General features: G+C 65.7%; 18 protein-coding genes. 9 read left to right on the top strand and 9 right to left on the bottom strand.

All coding sequences use genetic code 11. The features are described 5' to 3' along the window. The first annotated feature begins 415 nt into the window (after positions 1-415). From MLE27_RS10310 to MLE27_RS10295, 4 genes are all read left to right on the top strand, one after another. Positions 416-853: a MauE/DoxX family redox-associated membrane protein gene (locus tag MLE27_RS10310; RefSeq protein ID WP_243311989.1), complete on the top strand. Its 438-nt coding sequence runs from the start codon at positions 416-418 to the stop codon at positions 851-853. 13 nt (positions 854-866) lie between these two features. Then, positions 867-1,394: a rhodanese-like domain-containing protein gene (locus MLE27_RS10305; RefSeq protein ID WP_423747979.1), complete on the top strand. Its 528-nt coding sequence runs from the start codon at positions 867-869 to the stop codon at positions 1,392-1,394. 179 nt (positions 1,395-1,573) lie between these two features. Beyond that, a complete protein-coding gene (locus MLE27_RS10300; RefSeq protein WP_243311987.1) occupies positions 1,574-1,795 on the top strand; it encodes a hypothetical protein in 222 nt (73 codons plus the stop codon). A 335-nt stretch (positions 1,796-2,130) separates the two neighbouring features. Next, positions 2,131-3,120 (top strand): hypothetical protein, encoded by a 990-nt coding sequence (locus MLE27_RS10295; RefSeq protein WP_243311986.1) that lies wholly within the window; start codon positions 2,131-2,133, stop codon positions 3,118-3,120. 11 nt (positions 3,121-3,131) lie between these two features. Here MLE27_RS10295 and MLE27_RS10290 read toward each other — a convergent pair whose 3' ends face one another. The 3 genes from MLE27_RS10290 to MLE27_RS10280 all read right to left on the bottom strand — a co-directional run bounded on the left by MLE27_RS10290 (position 3,132) and on the right by MLE27_RS10280 (position 5,879). Beyond that, the gene (locus tag MLE27_RS10290) at positions 3,132-4,112 is read right to left on the bottom strand and encodes a transglycosylase SLT domain-containing protein (RefSeq protein WP_243311985.1); all 981 of its coding nucleotides are present in this window, start codon (positions 4,110-4,112) and stop codon (positions 3,132-3,134) included. Positions 4,113-4,457: 345 nt separating this feature from the next. Next, positions 4,458-5,438, bottom strand: coding sequence for a D-2-hydroxyacid dehydrogenase (locus tag MLE27_RS10285; RefSeq protein WP_243311984.1), 981 nt, complete (start codon positions 5,436-5,438; stop codon positions 4,458-4,460). Between the two features lie 3 nt (positions 5,439-5,441). Next, positions 5,442-5,879, bottom strand: coding sequence for a DUF3859 domain-containing protein (locus MLE27_RS10280; RefSeq protein WP_243311983.1), 438 nt, complete (start codon positions 5,877-5,879; stop codon positions 5,442-5,444). A 270-nt stretch (positions 5,880-6,149) separates the two neighbouring features. Between MLE27_RS10280 and MLE27_RS10275 the strand changes: the two genes are divergently transcribed. Continuing rightward, entirely contained in the window at positions 6,150-8,234 is a 2,085-nt protein-coding gene (locus MLE27_RS10275) for an elongation factor G (RefSeq protein WP_243311982.1), read from the top strand. 85 nt (positions 8,235-8,319) lie between these two features. Here MLE27_RS10275 and MLE27_RS10270 read toward each other — a convergent pair whose 3' ends face one another. Continuing rightward, a complete protein-coding gene (locus MLE27_RS10270; protein ID WP_243311981.1) occupies positions 8,320-9,006 on the bottom strand; it encodes a hypothetical protein in 687 nt (228 codons plus the stop codon). A gap of 163 nt (positions 9,007-9,169) precedes the next feature. Beyond that, positions 9,170-10,084 carry a LysR family transcriptional regulator gene (locus tag MLE27_RS10265; protein ID WP_243311980.1) on the bottom strand — a complete coding sequence of 305 codons (915 nt, stop codon included), beginning with the start codon at positions 10,082-10,084 and terminating at the stop codon, positions 9,170-9,172. A 97-nt stretch (positions 10,085-10,181) separates the two neighbouring features. Here MLE27_RS10265 and MLE27_RS18170 point away from each other — a divergent pair, with 97 nt between their 5' ends. Further along, positions 10,182-11,078: a DMT family transporter gene (locus MLE27_RS18170; RefSeq protein ID WP_243311979.1), complete on the top strand. Its 897-nt coding sequence runs from the start codon at positions 10,182-10,184 to the stop codon at positions 11,076-11,078. Further along, entirely contained in the window at positions 11,066-11,269 is a 204-nt protein-coding gene (locus tag MLE27_RS10255; protein ID WP_243311978.1) for a tautomerase family protein, read from the top strand. Before MLE27_RS18170 ends, MLE27_RS10255 begins: the two co-directional genes overlap by 13 nt. 228 nt (positions 11,270-11,497) lie before the next feature. On the opposite strand, the gene MLE27_RS10250 is transcribed toward MLE27_RS10255, so the two are convergent. The 4 genes from MLE27_RS10250 to MLE27_RS10235 form a co-directional block, all read right to left on the bottom strand. After that, positions 11,498-11,800 (bottom strand): hypothetical protein, encoded by a 303-nt coding sequence (locus MLE27_RS10250; protein WP_243311977.1) that lies wholly within the window; start codon positions 11,798-11,800, stop codon positions 11,498-11,500. A gap of 56 nt (positions 11,801-11,856) precedes the next feature. After that, complete coding sequence (locus tag MLE27_RS10245) at positions 11,857-12,378, bottom strand: Spy/CpxP family protein refolding chaperone (RefSeq protein ID WP_243311976.1); 522 nt, start codon at positions 12,376-12,378, stop codon at positions 11,857-11,859. 347 nt (positions 12,379-12,725) lie between these two features. Continuing rightward, positions 12,726-13,313, bottom strand: coding sequence for a flavodoxin family protein (locus MLE27_RS10240; RefSeq protein ID WP_243311975.1), 588 nt, complete (start codon positions 13,311-13,313; stop codon positions 12,726-12,728). A gap of 113 nt (positions 13,314-13,426) precedes the next feature. Beyond that, entirely contained in the window at positions 13,427-15,163 is a 1,737-nt protein-coding gene (locus MLE27_RS10235; protein WP_243311974.1) for an ABC transporter ATP-binding protein/permease, read from the bottom strand. Between the two features lie 266 nt (positions 15,164-15,429). Here MLE27_RS10235 and obgE point away from each other — a divergent pair, with 266 nt between their 5' ends. Both obgE and MLE27_RS10225 read left to right on the top strand, forming a co-directional pair. Beyond that, entirely contained in the window at positions 15,430-16,452 is a 1,023-nt protein-coding gene (gene obgE, locus MLE27_RS10230) for a GTPase ObgE (protein ID WP_341482529.1), read from the top strand. Further along, on the top strand, positions 16,449-17,066 hold the full coding sequence (locus tag MLE27_RS10225; RefSeq protein ID WP_243311973.1) for a YajG family lipoprotein: 618 nt from the start codon (positions 16,449-16,451) through the stop codon (positions 17,064-17,066). The genes obgE and MLE27_RS10225 overlap by 4 nt, the downstream gene beginning before the upstream one ends. Positions 17,067-17,347: the final 281 nt, after the last annotated feature.

Below are 17,347 nucleotides of genomic sequence, written 5' to 3'. Positions count from 1 at the left end.
CGCGGGGTCGGATGTTGGTCGTCGCGTAACCTGAGGCTCCTCCGCCGCGTCACACAGGCAACGATGGTTGATTTGCGATTACGGAGCGCAGCGATGGTCTACATGTTTCTCAGCGTCTGTTGCATCATGGTTGTTCAGTGCATGTTTTCCGCCCCAGTAGTCAGGGTGGCTTTGCCGCTCGCCAGCGCGGCAGTGGTCAAGGGCTGCCTTGTGGGCTATTCCACAGTTGTCTGCCTGCTGATGCTGGAGGGCTGCTTCGTCATGTTGCAGTCCTGACCGGTGACCATTCTTGAGAATGCGCATCGACTTAGTCTATACAATCCATAGAAAAACATCCCGATAAACGATTGGCCTCGCACCCGATTTTACGGGTACCCATTGCTCTTATTGAACAAACACGTTCGGGAGCGTGGGCATGGTCTTGCGGGTGCTGGTCCGGCTGGCCCTGGCGGCGGCGTTTTTCGCCGCCGGAGTGGTCAAGCTGCTCAATCCTGCGGTGTTCGCGGTGACGGTGGGGGCTTTCGGGCTCCTGCCGGACCAGCTGGTGAGCGTGCTCTCCGTGGCGCTGCCCGCGCTGGAGATCGTGGCCGCCGTGCTGCTTGCCCTGGGCCGGCGGGGCGGGCTCGAACTCACCGCGCTCTTGCTGTGCTGCTTCGTGGCCGTGCTGCTCTACGCCCTGCACATGGGCCTGGACGTGGACTGCGGCTGCTACGGCCCCTCGGACGTGCAGTACAAGGCCTTCGGCTCCATCAGGCGCGCCCTCTGGCGCGACGCCGCCATGCTCGCGGGCGTGGCCTTCCTGTTCTGGAGCGGGCGCATGGGCGCGAGGCCCCTGAACCGGACAACAACCTGATCGGGAGGAAATGATGAGCTTTCGCAACACCGTCGCCGTGCTGGCCGTGTGCGGCCTGATCCTGGGCGGAGCCCTGTCGGCTTTCGCAAAGGACATGTTCGAGGAGGAAGTGGACAAGGACGCCGTGAGCGTGAAGCTCGTGCGCGAGGTCGTGGCTGGCGGGTACCCCGTCATGAGCGGCGAGGAGCTCAAGAAGGCCATGGACGAGGGCAAGCCCATGCTGGTGGTGGACACCATGCCCTACGAGGCCAGCTACAAGAAGGAGCACGTGCCCCAGGCCGTTTCCTTCGAGTTCCCCATCGAGCCCATGCCCCAGTGGGACGCCTCCAAGACCGGCGGCAAGTCCGAGAAGGATTTCGAGGCTCTGCTCGGCCCCGACAAGAACAGGCTCATCGTGTTCTACTGCGGCTTCGTCAAATGCTCCCGCAGCCACAACGGCGCCCTGTGGGCCAAGAAGCTGGGCTATACCAACGTGGTGCGCTTCCCCGGCGGCATCTACGCCTGGAAGGGCGCGAAGTACCCCCTGGACGCCGTGAAATAGCATCCCCGCCGACCCGGCGGTCGTTGTCCCCGCCGGTTTCCGTCGCCGCGATCACACCGCCGGTTGCGCCGCTTGGCGCTTCCGGCGGTTTTTTCGGCACGGGGCTCAAGTCGGGCCGTGTGATTGCCGATAAGGATGGCGACACGGCACGGTTCGTCCGTGTTGAGGGGGTGAGGCGCATGGCGGATGATATGGGCAGCGGCGGCGTGTCCGGGACTTCGGGCCTGAGCATCGCGGCGTCCAAGCAGCTGTTCGGGGCCCAGGTGGTCAAGAAGACCCTGGACATCATGAACACCGATCCGTTCGATTCTTCCAGGAAGAACGCCGACTACGACTTCCAGACCAAGGTTCTGGAGGGCGGCTTCGCCCTCAAGGGCGACATGTTCAACAAGAAAGTCTAGCGCCGCCGCCTGATTGCGGAATAGGAAGCGCCGGTGCGGGGTTTGCCCGTACCGGCGCTTTTTTTTCTGGCCGATTGCGGAGTGCGGGCATGTCGCGTATAGGTTTTGCGCATGAAAAATTCGTCCGGTGCATTTTCTGGCCTTACGTGCGAGGGAGGCAGGTCGCGGGGTGGCTGCACAAGGATGAGTGAACGGCTAGCGCGGTTTTCACCGTACTGGTTTCGGAACATTCGTTTGATGTGGCATCGGCCCGGAAGTGGAGTGCCTTCCCTTTCCGCCCTGCGTACATTGCCGGGGTGCGATACATTTGAGTATACAATCATGCGGAGTTGCACATGTTGAAAATGATAATGATCTGGCTCGCATTGGCGGCGGTTTGTCCCGTTGTTCAAGCACATGCGGCCTGCACCGAGTACGCGCAGGCTGTGGCGGCCTTGATAGCTGCCGAAAAGCTCCAGCAGGAGCATTTGCATCTGTGGCGCGGGGAAACGGAGGCGCTACGGGCGCGGTTGGCCGAGGATCCTCCCGGGCCTGGCTGGGCCAGCTTCGGGTGGTCGAAATCAATGACGGCTGGTGATCCCGGGAAACTCCTCAATCTGCTGACCTCGGCGAAAGAACTTGGGCTGCTCGGCAGAGGGGACAAGGCTTCCCGGCTGCTCTTGTGCGACATCGCCCGGCGCTACGAACAGGCTGCGCACTCGGTAGACGATAGGAAAACCTCTGTGGCTGTGACCCTTCGCGGCCTTGAGGAGATGCCCGAATATGCCAGGTTCATGGCCCTGGCCGGAAAGAGCTGGGAGATGCAGCGGGATGCCGTACTTTGCGCGGTCGAGTTTTTGAAATCGGAATGCGGGGCACACGGTTCGCCGAACTGCACTCGGGCTGATGCCCAATGCGCGAGCACACCGGAGTTCAGGGCATTCAAGAGGCGGATCGAACACGTCCGCATGGAAGCGGAGAAGGCGGCAAGGAAATACGGTGCCCGCATTACGGACAATTGGCCGGGTAAACTGGCCTATCTTCTGGACGATGTACGTTACAGGGCCGATCTTTGGTCCATGGCCTGGATTGCGGACATCTCCGAAAGCACGTCCACTGACGGATTGCGCTTGGTGTCGGACCTGTTCAGGATAGACGACGATGCGGACAAGCTCGTCCGTGACCCTTTTCGGACAAGGGTCGAAAGTTTTCCTCCCCTCTACCCGGTGGAGCAGCGCCTCGCCCGGGAGGCGCTGCACGCACTGGATCTGTACAACGACGATTTTTACAAGAGGAATCTCACCCCCGTTGTGAATAAGGCGTGGGAGTTGTGGCACATCCGTTAGCCGATCCTGTTTTACCTTCCTTGCCACTGCCCGGGGAACATTTCCCGGATGTATCCGGGGTGCGGCCAGGGATTCCCAGCACGTTTCGCTTTCTGTAGCGCACCGAATCCGTATCTGTACCCAGCCTCGGCCCTGAAGGGATCGCCGCCGGCAAGGTTGAAATACCTGCGCGCCACCATTGAGCCGACCATGCTTGAGAAGTTGGGATCCGCCATGGCAGTTTTCCAGGCATCCGCATCAAGTGTCCCTCGCTTGGGATCTTTGGAATCCTCTGTCCCTTGATTGTTGAAGAAGTTGAATCCGACTTCTTCTGCCGTTTGTGGAGTCACTTGCTCCAGACCTGCCGCGTGAGTGCTCTTGGCGTAGGCATCAGGCTTCCCTTTCGATTCCACCGACACCTTGTTGTACCCGTACTGGTCGGGATATCCGAAGTAATTGCTCCAGTACTTGACGTCCTCTTGGGCGGTTCCCGTGGGGGGACCGTAGTTGGAGCCGGGGGCTTGCATGTTGCCGTAGATGTCCCGGACCTCTTTCGGTGCGCTGGACGGATTCAATGGATTGCGCTTCATGAACCCTTCCAGGTGGGTTGAAAGCATCCCGGGGTCGTTGACCCATTGCAGGTGCGGCGGCAAGGGGACGATGCCCTTGGCCGGGCCAGCGTCGCCGGAAGCGGAATTTTCAGCAGGCTGTGAGGGCTGTGGCTGCCCCGAATCGGACGTTGAGCCTCGTTCAGGGGCTTCGCCTGATGAAGCCAGAAGCCGCATGCCATCCTGAGGCCAGCTGTCGTGATTGCCGTCCAGGTTCAGTCCTCCCGGCCCGGTGTCCTCATGATTGCTGACCAGTATTACGCCTCCATTGAATTCATCAGGATCAGGGTGAGCCCGGAGGTAGCTCTCGGCCAGATGATCCACATAAAGTTCTTCTCCTGCGCCTGCTGATCTGTACGAAGCCCGGGCCAGAGGCCCGAAAAGAGAGTCGAGGGTCCAGAGCATGGGGTTGCTTCTCCTTGCCGCTGTTCGCGGCGTGTTCTCGCTTTCCAGACGAAAGCGGTTTCTGGTTCATCGCCTTTTGACGGATCGCCGCTTTCCGGCGGCGTTACCGTGCAACTTTCCCGCAGGGTACGATGAGCAGGCATTCTAGCGGCAAAAGCATTGAGCGCCACCCACATAGGGCTATGTAGGGAGGAAGTTGAAAAATGTTGAAGTGGGCAACCGGTTTGACGGCAGTGCGGGAAAAGGGGGAGACGCTGTCCGGGGACACACTCACAGGCTGCCCCATACAAAACAGAAAGGGCCGCCCCCAAGGGGGCGGCCTCTTTGTTTCATCAGTCGAGAATATTACAGGAATTTCTTGTTCACCACGTTCTGGGCCGCGCCACCCAGGAACATCCTCACGTTGTCCGCCGCGATGGCCATCAGGCGCTTGCGCGCCGTGAGCGAGGCCCAGGCCATGTGCGGGGTGATGAGGCAGTTGGGCGCGGCCAGCAGCGGGTTGGCCGGGTCGGGCGGCTCCACGGCCAGCACGTCCAGCGCGGCTCCGGCCAGGCGGCCGGAGTGCAGGGCCTGGGCCAGGTCCGTCTCGTTCACCAGGCGGCCGCGAGCGGTGTTCACCAGATAGCTCCCGGGGCGCATGCGCCCGAGCAGCGCGGCGTTGACGAAGGCGTCGTTCTCGGCGGTGAGCGGGCAATGCAGGGTGACCACGTCGGAATATTCGAACAGCTCCTCCAGCCCGGTGAAGCCGAAGAGCGCCGACTCGATGGGGGCCTTGGGCCTGGGGGCGTGGGCCAGCACGCGCATGCCAAGAGCCAGGCCCAGCTCCGCCACGCGCCGCCCGATGCCGCCGAAGCCCACCACGCCGAGCGTCAGCCCGGCCAGCTCCACCTGGGGGGTGCTCCAGAAGGTGAATTCGCCGCAGCGGTTCCACTCGCCGCCTCGCACCTGGCTGTCGTGCAGCTCCACGCGGCGGGTCATGGCCAACATCTGGGCCACCACGAACTGCGCCACGGACTCGGTGCCGTAGCCGGGCACGTTGCACACGGGGATGCCCCTGGCCCCGGCCGCGGCCAGGTCCACCACGTCGTAGCCGGTGGCCAGCACGCCGATGTAGCGCAGCTCCGGCAGGGCGGCGATCACGTCCGCGCCCAGGCGGGTCTTGTTGGTGAGCACCACGGGCGCGCCCTGGGCGCGCTCCACGGTCAGCCCGGCGGGGGTGCGGTCGTGCACGGTGAGGGGGCCGAGCGCGGCCACCGCGTCCCAGGGGTTGTCGCCGGGGTTGAGGGTGGCGCCGTCGAGCACCACGATTTCAGGGCTGCTGTTCATATCTTACATCGCAGGTTTGTAGACTTCGAACGTCTGGGTGAGAACCTCGCCTTTCTCGGTCTCCACGCGCAGCTCCCAGTGCCCTGGGGCCATTTCCCACGGTTGGGAGAAGGTGAAGAACACGTCGTAGCTCTGGCCCGGCTGAAGCGCGGCCTCGGTGACGTACTCCAACTGCGCCTTGGGCTTGGAGGGGTCCAGCAGGCCGGGGGTCAGGGTGACTATCTTGGCCTTCATGGCCTGGGCTTTGGGGTCGGCGATGCGGAAGCGATAGCCGAAGGTGGTGCCCATCTCGACGGGGACGGCGTTGGTGGAGCGCAGCAGGGCGCCGTTCTTGAAGATGCCCGCCTCGACGATTTCGAGCTGCTTCGCGGGTTCGCCCATGCCGAGCATGGAGCAGGCCGAGAGCAGGAGGCTGGCGGCCAGGATGAGGAGCGTGCGCATAGTGACCTCGCGTTTGGGTTGCGGACGACCTTCGGAGCATACAGCATCCGCTCCGTGAAGCAAACCACGGGCGGGCCTTGCCGGCAGGCGGGGAAAATGGCTGGCCGACGCATTTTCCCTCAAGGGGCGGTTGCGCGAAGGTTGCGATATCGTTACAAGAGAAGCAAAGAGTTGGAAACCAACCGTCCGGGCCGCACAGGCCCTTGGCGGAAGCGGAAGGCAGACGAAGGCTCCGAGGCGCAACCTCTAAGGAAACCACGGGAGACTGGCATGCTTGACGTTCTGAAAAACCAGCGGACCTACGCTTTGGTCGGCCACGGGGGTTGCGGCAAAACCTCCGTGGCCGAAATGCTTCTGTACGTCGCGGGGGCGACGCCGAAGCTGGGCAAGATCGAGGACGGCACCACCGTGCTCGACACCGAGCCCGAGGAAATCAAACGGCGCGGCTCCGTCCAGCCCGGCTTCGCCACGTTCCAGTGGAACAAGAACCGGCACTTCCTCGTCGACACCCCGGGCGACCTCTCTTTCAACGGCGACCTGGGCTACATCCTGGCCAGCGTGGACGCCGTCATCTTCGTGGTGGACGCCGTGGACGGCGTGAAGCCGCTGACCAAGAAGCTCTGGCAGGAAGTCTCCAAATTCCGCCTGCCCACCATATTTCTCATCACCAAGATGGACCGCGACCGCGCCGATTACGACATGGCCTTAAACGGCATCCGCAACCAGCTCGGCGTGAAGCCCTTCCTCCAGAACATCCCCATCGGCAAGGCCGACAGCTTCTCCGGCGTGGTCAACATCGTGGAGAACAAGGCCTACGCCTTCGACACCACCGGCAAGATGAGCGAGATCGCCGTCCCCGATGACATGCAGGACGAAGTGGACGGGCTGCGTGAATCCATGATGGAAGAGATCGCCGTTTGCGACGAGACCCTCATGGAGCGCTACCTGGAGGACCCGGCCAGCGTATCCCTGGACGACCTGGTGGCCGCCACGCGCAAGGCAGTGGTCTGCGCCGAGCTCTACCCCGTGATGGTGGCCTCGGGCCTCAAGTGCATGGGCGGCCAGCGCATCCTGCAGGCCGCGCAGTTGTTCTTCCCCTCCCCCCTGGACGTTCCCGTGGGCCAGAAGATGGTGGAGGCCGAGGACGGCTCGCTGCACCCCGTCTCGCCGGATGCGCCTCCGGCCTGTTTCGTGTTCAAGACCCTGTTCGACCAGTTCGCGGGCCAGCTCTCCATCATGCGCGTGCTCACCGGCACCGTCACCCCGGAGGCCAACCTGCTGAACGTCCGCTCCTCCGCCAAGGAGCGCTTCAGCTCCATGCTCTTCATGGTCGGCAAGGACACCCAGCCCTGCAAGGAGCCCGTCGGCCCGGGCGGCATCATCGCCGTGGCCAAGCTCAAGGAGACCAAGACCGGCGACACCCTCTGCGAGGAGAAGCACGCCTTCGCGATGCTCAAGCCCAAGCTGCCCGAGCCCATGATCTCCTACGCGCTGGCCCCGGCGGAGAAGGGTGACGAGGACAAGGTCTACCAGGCCATGTCCAAGCTCTTGGACGAAGACGTCACGCTGCGCCTCTCCCGCAATGAGGAGACGGGCGACATGCTGCTCTCGGGCATGGGCCAGTCCCACGTGGAGAACGCCGTGGAGCGCGCCAAGCGCCGCTACAAGGCCAACCCGGTGCTCAAGGCCCCCACCATCCCCTACCGCGAGACCCTCAGGGGCAAGGCCGAGGTGCAGGGCCGCCACAAGAAGCAGACCGGCGGGCGCGGCCAGTTCGGCGACTGCTGGATCAGGATGGAGGGCGGCACGCGCGGAGCTGGCTACGAGTTCGTGGACGCCATCGTGGGCGGCTCCATACCCCGGCAGTACATCCCCGCGGTGGACAAGGGCGTGCAGGAGGCCGCGCACCGCGGCGTGCTGGCGGGCTTCCCCGTGGTGGACTTCAAGGTGGAGCTGTTCGACGGATCCTTCCACACGGTGGACTCCTCCGAAATGGCCTTCAAGATCGCGGGCTCCCTGGCCTTCAAGGCCGCCTGCGAGAAGATGAAGATGGTGCTGCTGGAGCCCATCGCCCTGGTGAGCGTGTCCATACCGGACGAGTTCATGGGCGACGTCATCGGCGACCTCTCCAGCCGCCGGGGCAAGGTGCTCGGCTCCGACTCCACCGCGGGCGTCACCGAGGTGCAGGCCCACGTGCCCATGAGCGAGATGCAGGAGTACGCCAAGGCCCTGGGCTCCATGACCGGCGGCCAGGGGGCCTTCACCATGGGCTTCGACCACTACGAGGACGCCCCGCCCCCCGTGACCGAGAAGGTGGTGGCCGAGTACAAGGCCAAGAGGGCGAAAGAGGAGTAGGGAGAACGGCCGGACTGAAATGACGAAGGCCCCGGAGCGATCCGGGGCCTTTTGTGGTTCTGACGGCCGGGAAGCTGGAGCGGCCTCAACGCCCGGCGTTGACGCCCCAGGTTATCGCGCTCGGCGCGCTGTTCGCGTAGTTCGCGTTTGTGTTGCCGTTGGCCATGTTTCTGTCCATGAGCACATAGGCGCTGGTGACGATGTCGAAGCCCCGGTAGCTGTTGTTGGTGGCGCTGTTGCCCAGCACGTTGGCCGCGCCGGAGATATAATAACCCGTGCCGTTGGCGTTGGCCATGCAGCCGGAAACTAGGCCCGCCTTGAGCGCCACACCGATCTCGGAGTTGCCGGAGCAGTCGCAGCCCACGACGCTGGCGGAGTTGTTGACGCTCAGGTCGAAGCCGTTCCTGCCCGCGTAGGCCCTGAGGTTATTGAGGTGCAGGCCGTATACGTTCGTGGTGGAGCTGATGCCGGTGTCGAAGCTGCGCACGGTGCCGTTCCTGATCTCCACGGAGTTGGAGTTCACTCGGATGCCGTGGCTGGCCGGGTTGCCCAGCAGCTCGAAGCCCATCAGGTCCAGCACGACATCGTTGGATGATATCGTGATGGCGTTTCCGGCTGCCGAGTAGGAAAGGTTGCCCCCCAGGTAGTACAGGCCCGGGCTGCTGATGGTGTAGGGCAGGCTCTTGATTTTGGTCCCGATACCCGGCGGGATGGCCGTGGCCACGTAGAAATTGGCCTGGGAGAATGCAGGAGAAGCCGCGAGGACGAACAAGAGAACAACCGCACAGGGAAACGAGTTGCGCAACATGGTGTGTGCTCCTTGCCGCAGTGTTTCTACAGTACGACTGTGAGCCTGACGACCTGGAATCTCAAAACGGATGGAATCGCCTGGAAGGAGTGCCTGGCACCTTGAACCTAGCTCACACTACGGGCGTTTAGTCAATGGAGGAAACTGGAATTGAGGCGCCCGGACCCTCCTCCGCCTGCTCTTCCGGCTGCTCCTCCAGCATGGCCGCCAGAGCCTTCACCGCGCCGGTCCGGTCGCCCTTGCGCCACACCAGCGAGGTCCGCACCTGTGAAATCTCCGGCGGCAGCTCGTGCACGCTCACGCCCGCCGTGCCCGCCAGCAGCCCCGTCACGGAGCGGGGCATGATGGCCACGCCCATGCCGGAGGCCGCGCAGCCGAGCATGGTCTGGTAGGAGCCGAGCTCCACCGTGCGCGGAGCCTCCCCGCCGCCGCTGGCGGCCCAATCCTCCAGCCGCTTGCGGTAGGCGCAGCCGTGGCTGAACACCAACAGCGCAAGCGAGCCCAACTGGCCGGGCGAGGTCAGCGTCGGCTGGGTCTTGGCGGCCACCAGCACCAGTTCCTCACGGAATGCTGGGCGCTTCTCCAGCCCTTCGCCGTGGACGGGTTCGCTGACGAAGGCCGCGTCCAGCGCGTACTCCCGCACGGCGCGCGCCAGATCGGCCGAGGTGCCCGTGACGAGCTCCAGCGCGACCTCGGGGTAGCGGGCGTGGAAGGCCCCCAACAGTTGCGGCAGCCGCGAGGCCGAGGTGCTCTCCATGGCGCCCAGCCGGAACCGGCCGGACGGAGCCTGCCCGGCCACGCTGTCCACCGCTTCCCGCGCCAGCAGCAGAATCCTGTCGGCGTAGTCCAGCAGGGAGCGCCCGTTGGCGGTCAGCAGCATGCCGCGCCCCTGGCGGGCGAACAACTCGACCCCCAGTTCGCGCTCCAGGTTCTTGATGCGCGCCGACACGCCGGACTGCACCTTGTTCAACCGTTGCGCCGCCTGGGTCACGCCCCCGCATTGGGCCACGGCCTGGAAGGCCTGAAGGTCGCTCAGTTCCATCGTTCACTCTTTGCGAATGGTTTAATCATATCAAATCGTTTTACATGATGCTTGGTCCGGGTAATCCTTCCCCGGAACAAAGGCAAGGAGAGAGACGGTGGAAGGCAGATGCACCGGCGGCATAGGGTACGGCCTGGCGGTGGTCGGGTTCTGGTCGGCGTTCATGCTGGTGAGCAGGCTGGGCCTCACGGGCGAGTCGCCGGTGACGGTCTACGACATGCTGGCCCTGCGTCTGGCCACGGCCTCGCTTGTGCTGGCGCCGTTCAGCCGGGGCCTTGGCCGGGCCGAGTGGACCTCCTTGAGGCTGTGGGCGCTGGCGCTCATCGGCGGGCTGGCCTACGGCCTGCTGGTGTACGGCGGCTTCAGGCTCGCTCCGGCCACCCACGGGGCGGTGCTGTTCCCGGGCGTCCTGCCCTTCGAGACGGCCCTGCTGGGCTGGTGGCTGCTGGGCAAAAGGCCCGACGGGGCGCAATGGGGCGGTTACGGGCTCATCGCCCTGGGGGTGGGGCTCATGGGCAGGGAGGCCTTGGCGGGCGGGGAGCACCTCGCGGGGGACGCGCTGCTGCTCGGCTGCTCTCTCAGTTGGGCGCTTTACGCCGTGCTGGCCAAACGCTGGGGCCTGGAGCCCTGGCTGCTCACACGGTTCCTGGCGCTTGCGCCCGCGCTGCTGTATCTGCCTGTGTACGCCCTGTTTCTGCCCAAGAACCTGGGCGCGGCCTCGCCGCTGTGGCTTGCGGGGCAGGGTTTGTACCACGGGGCGGTGACCACCGTGGTTGTGATGTGGCTGTACCTGCGAGCCCAGGACCGGCTCGGCCCGGCCCGGCTGGGAGCGCTGATGGCCCTGGTGCCCGCCTTGTCGGGCGGCCTGGCCGCGCTGCTGCTGGGCGAGGCCATGACCCCGGCCCTGGCCGCCGTCCTGGCCTGCGTCAGCGCGGGGGCCTGGCTGGCCGCGAGAAATCAACCCCAACAGGAGGAGGCGCAATGCCCTACGTGAACATCAAGATCACCCAGGAAGGGGCCTCGCCCGAGGCCAAGGCCAAGCTCATCGAGGGCGTGACCAACCTTCTGCGCGACGTGCTGGGAAAGAACCCGCAGACCACCGTGGTGGTCATCGAGGAGGTGCCCACGGACAACTGGGGCATCGGCGGGGAGACCATCACCGTGCGGCGCAAGCGCGGAGCCTGACTGCCCGTTGAAAAATCCTCGCAGGCTGCGTTGCTGCGAAACAGTCAAACCCTCGCGTATGCCGAATACGCTTCGGCCTTGACTTTTTCTTGCGCCTTGCCGGCGAGTTTTTTGAACGGGCTGTGAAATCCAAATGTATCGACCGGCTTTTGAGCCCGGTGCCGGCAAAAAGAAGCGAAACCCCGGACGCACTGCGGTGCGCCCGGGGTTTTGTGTTTGGATCACCCTTCAGCGCAGAGGGATGGTGATGCTGAAGCCGGGCACCGGCACCGGCGGCGGGGCATAGTAGTAGGCCGGCGGCGGGGCGTAGTAGGCCGGTGGCGGAGCGTAATAGTAAACCGGCGGCGGAGCGTAGTAGTAGGGCCTGGGCCTGGGGTAGTAGTAGCCACGGGGCGGCGGCGCATAGTGCGGGCCGTAGCCCCGGTAATAGTAGCGGTCGGCGTGCGCCGGAGCGGCGGCCAGGGCCGCGCAGAGCGCCACCGCCACTACGGCTGCAGCCGTGAATATCCGGCGGAAGGTGTGCTTGGTCATGGGGGCCTCCTTGGGGCGGCTATTGTGGGGAACCACTGCCGGCGTCGGTCTCGCCGTCAGCTCCCCTTCTTCTTGCCCCTGCCCATCCGCTGGGAGAAGGACTCGTCCGCGACCTTCTTCTGCTCCGGGGAGAGCATGTTGTAGAGCTTCTCGAACACGGGGATCAGCCCGCGCATGGCCTGGGCGTGCTCCTCGGCCATCCCGGCGTGGAGCTTGAGGTTCTCCACGGCGTTCAGGGATGCGCGCTGCTCCCGCCATTTGTCGATGCTGGCGCGCATCTTGGCCCCGTTGTCGCGCATGACCTTGGCCAGGTCGTCCCAGGCGGCCTCCTGGGCAGGGGTGATGGCCAGCTTGGCCCGCAGTTCGGCGATGCGCTCCTCCACGGCCTCGGGGTTGTTGTAGCCGCCTCTTTGGCCCTTGGGCTTGGCCTGGGATTTGGCCTGGGGCTGAGTCTGGGGTGCGGAAGGGGCCTGGTCCTGGGCGCGGGCCGCGGGCGCGAGGCAGAGCAGGAGGGCGGCCACCAGGGGCAGCGCTGCAGCCAGGGGACGCAAGGTGATGGTTCTGGTGCTGTGGTTCATGTGTACCTCCAGATTCTCCGGTCGTCCGCAGGCCCGCCCCCGGTTACAGGCGGCGCCCCGGCGGACTGTATGCGCCGGAAGGTGTTATGCTCCAGCGTATTGGGCGAATGCGGGCGCGAAGTCAAGGGCGCTGGAAAAATGCCCGGCCCGGATCGTCTCCGGGCCGGGCCTGATGTCAGCGAACGGGGGCGGGGCTGGCGGCCTGTCGCGCAAGCCGTTTCTTGCAGCCCGTTCAAAATACGCGGGGGCAAGGCGCAAGGAAAAGTCAGGGCCGAAGCATATTGAGCATACGCGAGGGTCTGACTTTTCCGCTGCAACGCAGCCAGCGCGGATTTTTCAACGGTCTGCTAGAGCATCTCGGCCAAGCGCAGGCCGAAGGCGCGGGCCCTGGCCACGGGGGCCGGGTCCTCCACGATCTTGCCGGGCTCGTAATGGCAGGTGGGGAAGAGCACGGACACGAACTCGCAGCCCAGCAGCCCCGCCGGGATGCGCCACTGCTTCTCAAGCTCCAGCAGGTTGTTCTCAAGCTGGCCGCCGCCCGTGGCCAGCAGCGCCCAGGGCTTGCCGGAGAGGGGGCTGAAGAACTCGTGGTTCTGCCCGAACTTCACCAGGCTGAAGATGCGGTCCACGAGCATCTTCACCTGGGCGGGGTAGCTGAACCAGTAGATGGGCGTGGCCAGGACCACCGCGTCGTATTCCGGCAGGGTCTTCACGGCCCGGGCCAGTTCGTCGTCGACGTGGCAGCCGAACTCCTGGCTCTGCTGGCATTTGTAGCAGGCGATGCAGCCCGGGTGTTTGAACTCCAGGCGGGCCGCGTCGATGACGTCCGAGGCGACGCCGGACTCGGCCAGGGCCTCGCGGGCCACCCCGGCCAGGGCCAGGGTGTTGCCCTTCTTGCGCGGGCTTCCGTGAATGAAAACGACCTTCTTGGACATGGCTTACACTCTGTGTGCGGTTTTTGGGCCCGACGGCAGGGCATGCGGCGAGCGCAAACCCCCGAGTGGCCAGGCGGCATTTTCCTTGATCCGTGCGATCCACGCAACAGATATCACCCCGCGGGCGCGATGGGCGCGAGCGTGGCGGCTCCGGGCCTGCCCGCGCTCATGGCCAGGCGAAGGCCGTGGAAGGCCTCGAGTGTGCTGCGGTGCCCCACGCTGACCACGGCCGCCCCCGGCAGGCGCTGGCGCAGCAGGGCGTAGAGGGCGCGTTCCCCGGGTTCGTCCATGGCCGAGGTGGCCTCGTCCAGGAAGATCCACTCCGGGGCCTGGAGCAGCAGCCGGGCGAAGGCCAGGCGCTGCTGCTCGCCGGGGGAGAGCTCCTGCGCCCAGTAGGTCTCCTCGTCCAGGCGCCCGGCCAGGTGCGGCAGGCCGCAGGCGGTCAGGGCCTCCCGGATGGCCTCGTCGCCCAGGCCCTCCGTGGCCGGGTAGCTGGCCACGGCGCGCAGCGTGCCCATGGGCAGGTAGGGCTTCTGGGGCAGGAAGGCCGCGCGGCCCGAGGCGGGCAGCTCGATGTCGCCGCGCCCGAAGGGCCACAGCCCGGCCATGGCCCGCAGCAAGGTGCTCTTGCCGCAACCGCTGGGGCCGCTGACCAGCAGGGTCTGACCCGGGGAGAGCGTCAGGTCGATACCCGTGAGCAGAGGCTGCGCATCGGGCAGGTCCAGCTCCAGGCCGCGCACCCGCAGAAGCTCCTCGCTGCCTTGCGCGGGCTTGAGCGCCTCGGGGGCAGCCATGTCCGCCCGGGCCTGCTCCATGGCCTGGCCGAAGGTGGTCAGGCGGTCCACGGTGGCCTTCCAGGAGGCCAGCTCGGTGTAGGCGTCCACGAACCAGCTCAGCGCCCCCTGCACCCGGCCGAAGGCGGAGGCCGTCTGCATGAGCCCGCCCAGTTGGATCGCCCCGGAGAAATAGCGCGGCGCGGCGGCCATGAACGGGAATATCACCGCCACCTGGGCGTAGCCGTTGGTCAGCCAGCTGAGCATCTTGCGCCGCTTCATGATGGCCCACCAGTTCTCCACCACGCGCCCGAAGCGGCTGCGGAAGATGGCGGCCTCGCCCTGTTCGCCCCGGTACAGGGCCACGCCCTCCACGTTCTCGCGCAGGCGCACCAGGCTGAAGCGGAAGTCCGCCTCGTAGCGCTGCTGGTTGTAGTTGAGCGCGATGAGCGGCTTGCCCACGCGCTTGGTGAGCCAGGTGCCCAGGATGGCGTAGCCCAGGGCCACCCAGACCATGTAGCCCGGGATCACCCAGTCGCTTCCGGCCACGTTCAGGCTGAAGTCCCCGGAGAGCCCCCAGAGGATGCCCACGAAGCTGACCAGCGTGACCACCGATTCCAGTAGGCCCAGGCTGAGCGCCAGGGTCTGGGTCACGAAGCTGTGGATGTCGTCGGCGATGCGCTGGTCCGGGTTGTCGGTGGCGCCGCCGCGCATCTGCACGGTGTAGTAGACCTTGTCCTCCAGCCAGCGCGCCAGGAAGGCGTCGGTGAGCCAGCGCCGCCAGCGGATCTGGAGCATCTGGTTCAGGTAGAGCTGGTACACCGCCACCACGATGTAGGCGGCCGCCAGGGCGGCGAAGATGCCGAGCTGGTGGTAGAAGCCGTCCAGGTCGCGGTTCTGGAGGGTGTCGTAGAAGGCGTTGTTCCACTTGTTGAGCAGCACGGTGATGAACACCAGGGTCAAGCTCATGGCCACGATGACGGCCAGCAGGCCGCGCCCGGCCCAGCGGTCCTCCGAGAACCAGTAGGGGCGGGCGATGCGCCAGATGTCCTTGATGAAATCGAGGCGTCTCTTCATTTTGCGTCTCCAGTCATGCTCCGGCCCGGCGAGCGGACCGGCAAGGCATATACCCAAGGCGCGGCCCCGCGTCCACGCTCCGGCGCATTTCCGGGCGTCCTGTTTGACTTGCGGCCCCGCGAGGCTTAGAGGGGGCATGGGTTCGCGCCCGCCCGCGCCGTTTTCGCGCCGGGGCGTGTAACCTCGAAGGGCCAGACGCCCACAAATGCTTGACGCCGGGACGCCGCAGGCCGTATGGCCCGCAGCCCCAGCGAGGTGACAAGAACATGCGATTTGTTGACGAGGCGGTCATCACCGTCAAATCAGGCAACGGCGGCCGCGGCTGCGTGGCCTTCCGGCGCGAGAAATTCATTGCCTTCGGCGGCCCCAACGGGGGCGACGGAGGCAAGGGCGGCGACGTGATCTTCCGCGTCTCCCCCAGCCTGCTCACCCTGTACGACCTGCGCCTCAAGCGCCGCTACGAGGCCCGCAACGGCCAGATGGGCCTGGGCAGCCAGTGCAACGGCAAGAACGCCGAGGACCAGGTGGTGGAGGTGCCCCAGGGCACCCTGATCTTCGAGCTCACCGAGGAAGGCGAGCACCTGGCCGCCGACCTGACCGACATCGGGCAGGAGTGGGTGGCAGCCAAGGGCGGCCGGGGCGGCAAGGGCAACATGCACTTCAAGACCTCCACCAACCGCGCCCCGCGCTTCGCACAGCCCGGCGAACCCGGGGAGGAGAAGCGCCTGCGCCTGGAGCTGCGCCTGCTGGCCGAGGTGGGCATCATCGGGCTGCCCAACGCGGGCAAGTCCACGCTGATTTCGGCGGTCTCGGCGGCCAAGCCCAAGATCGCCAACTACCCGTTCACCACCCTGACCCCCAATCTGGGCGTGATCCAGGGCGAGGACGGCATGCAACTCGTGGCGGCGGACATCCCCGGGCTCATCGAGGGCGCGCACGAGGGGCAGGGCCTGGGGCACGACTTCCTCAAGCACGTCTCGCGCACGAGGCTGCTGGTGCACCTGCTCTCCGCCGAGGAGACCGGGGGCGACGACCCCTTCGCCGGGTTCTCCCTGGTGGACGACGAGCTGGTCCGTTTCGACCTGGAGCTGGCCAAGCGTCCGCAGTTGCGCGCCGTGAACAAGGTGGACCTGCTCGACCCCGAACGGCTGAAGAAGCTGCGCCAGGCCGCCCGCGACAGGGGGCTCGAGGTGCGCTTCATCTCCGCCAAGGAGGGGGCCGGGCTCGAAGAACTTGTTGAAGAAATGTGGCGGTTGAGCGCCGCCCTGAAGAAGGAGGAAGAACAATGAAGCGTTACGCGATTTTTCTGCTCGCGCTCCTCTGCGCCGGGCTTTTGGCCTCCTGTTCGGGCGTTCCCGCCCAGAGCGTGAACTTGAAGCCCGAGATCAAGGCCCCCAGCGGCAACGTGGGCAAGGGCAAGGCAGTGGCCCTGCGCGTGGTGGACGCCCGCGCCGACAGGGTGATCGGCTATCGAAACACCGACGGCTCCCACGGCGCGCCCATCACCGTGGAAGGCGACCTGGCCCAGTCCGTGGGCCAGCCCCTGGGCAGGATGCTCTCCTCCCTGGGCTTCGAGCCCGCCCCCTACAAGGACGGCGCGGCCCGCAGCCTGACCGTGACCATCCGCGAGCTGGGCTACAACGCCCAGGCCCTGACCGTGACCCGCAAGGTGACCACCAAGTGCGTGCTGGCCGTGCGCGCCACCAACGGCCCCGGCACCTGGGAGGGCAACTTCCCCGTGAGCCAGGAGCGCGAGCTGATGATGGCCCCGGACGAGAACGCCAACGCCCGCCTGGTCAACGATGTGCTCTCCGAGTCGCTCTCCATGATGATGAGCGACCCGGAACTGGTGCAGTTCCTCGGCAAGGACTCGGTGCCCGGCAAGACCACCATCAAGGAATAGCCCCGCAAAGGGCTTGAACGCCGACAAAAGGCGCGGTCCGGGGAAGCCCGGGCCGCGCCTTTTTTACATGATCTCGACAAACTGGGGGTGGGGATGCCTCCGGCGGCCAAAGGGAGTTCCTCCCTTTGGAATCCCATCCCGCTTCGCGCAGTACTCAGTCTCCGATTCCCGGGGTCGCCGCCGTGATCCGCGGTGTCTCCAAGGTGGCCTGCGGGGGGACGGCGCAGGACGATGTTCTTCAAATATATCGGGGTGCGCCGGCCCCCCGCCGGCCACCGGGG

This window comes from Fundidesulfovibrio agrisoli (genome assembly GCF_022808715.1).
GTDB lineage: Bacteria > Desulfobacterota > Desulfovibrionia > Desulfovibrionales > Desulfovibrionaceae > Fundidesulfovibrio > Fundidesulfovibrio agrisoli.
This window is presented reverse-complemented; position numbering and strand designations above follow the sequence as displayed.

Bases quoted from the DNA above. Each gene is read 5' to 3' on its own strand.
- MLE27_RS10310 (WP_243311989.1), top strand. From the start codon at position 416: ATGGTCTTGCGGGTGCTGGTCCGGCTGGCCCTGGCGGCGGCGTTTTTC.
- MLE27_RS10305 (WP_423747979.1), top strand. From the start codon at position 867: ATGAGCTTTCGCAACACCGTCGCCGTGCTGGCCGTGTGCGGCCTGATC.
- MLE27_RS10300 (WP_243311987.1), top strand. From the start codon at position 1,574: ATGGCGGATGATATGGGCAGCGGCGGCGTGTCCGGGACTTCGGGCCTG.
- MLE27_RS10295 (WP_243311986.1), top strand. From the start codon at position 2,131: ATGTTGAAAATGATAATGATCTGGCTCGCATTGGCGGCGGTTTGTCCC.
- MLE27_RS10290 (WP_243311985.1), bottom strand. From the start codon at position 4,112: ATGCTCTGGACCCTCGACTCTCTTTTCGGGCCTCTGGCCCGGGCTTCG.
- MLE27_RS10285 (WP_243311984.1), bottom strand. From the start codon at position 5,438: ATGAACAGCAGCCCTGAAATCGTGGTGCTCGACGGCGCCACCCTCAAC.
- MLE27_RS10280 (WP_243311983.1), bottom strand. From the start codon at position 5,879: ATGCGCACGCTCCTCATCCTGGCCGCCAGCCTCCTGCTCTCGGCCTGC.
- MLE27_RS10275 (WP_243311982.1), top strand. From the start codon at position 6,150: ATGCTTGACGTTCTGAAAAACCAGCGGACCTACGCTTTGGTCGGCCAC.
- MLE27_RS10265 (WP_243311980.1), bottom strand. From the start codon at position 10,084: ATGGAACTGAGCGACCTTCAGGCCTTCCAGGCCGTGGCCCAATGCGGG.
- MLE27_RS10255 (WP_243311978.1), top strand. From the start codon at position 11,066: ATGCCCTACGTGAACATCAAGATCACCCAGGAAGGGGCCTCGCCCGAG.
- MLE27_RS10250 (WP_243311977.1), bottom strand. From the start codon at position 11,800: ATGACCAAGCACACCTTCCGCCGGATATTCACGGCTGCAGCCGTAGTG.
- MLE27_RS10245 (WP_243311976.1), bottom strand. From the start codon at position 12,378: ATGAACCACAGCACCAGAACCATCACCTTGCGTCCCCTGGCTGCAGCG.
- MLE27_RS10240 (WP_243311975.1), bottom strand. From the start codon at position 13,313: ATGTCCAAGAAGGTCGTTTTCATTCACGGAAGCCCGCGCAAGAAGGGC.
- MLE27_RS10235 (WP_243311974.1), bottom strand. From the start codon at position 15,163: ATGAAGAGACGCCTCGATTTCATCAAGGACATCTGGCGCATCGCCCGC.
- obgE (WP_341482529.1), top strand. From the start codon at position 15,430: ATGCGATTTGTTGACGAGGCGGTCATCACCGTCAAATCAGGCAACGGC.
- MLE27_RS10225 (WP_243311973.1), top strand. From the start codon at position 16,449: ATGAAGCGTTACGCGATTTTTCTGCTCGCGCTCCTCTGCGCCGGGCTT.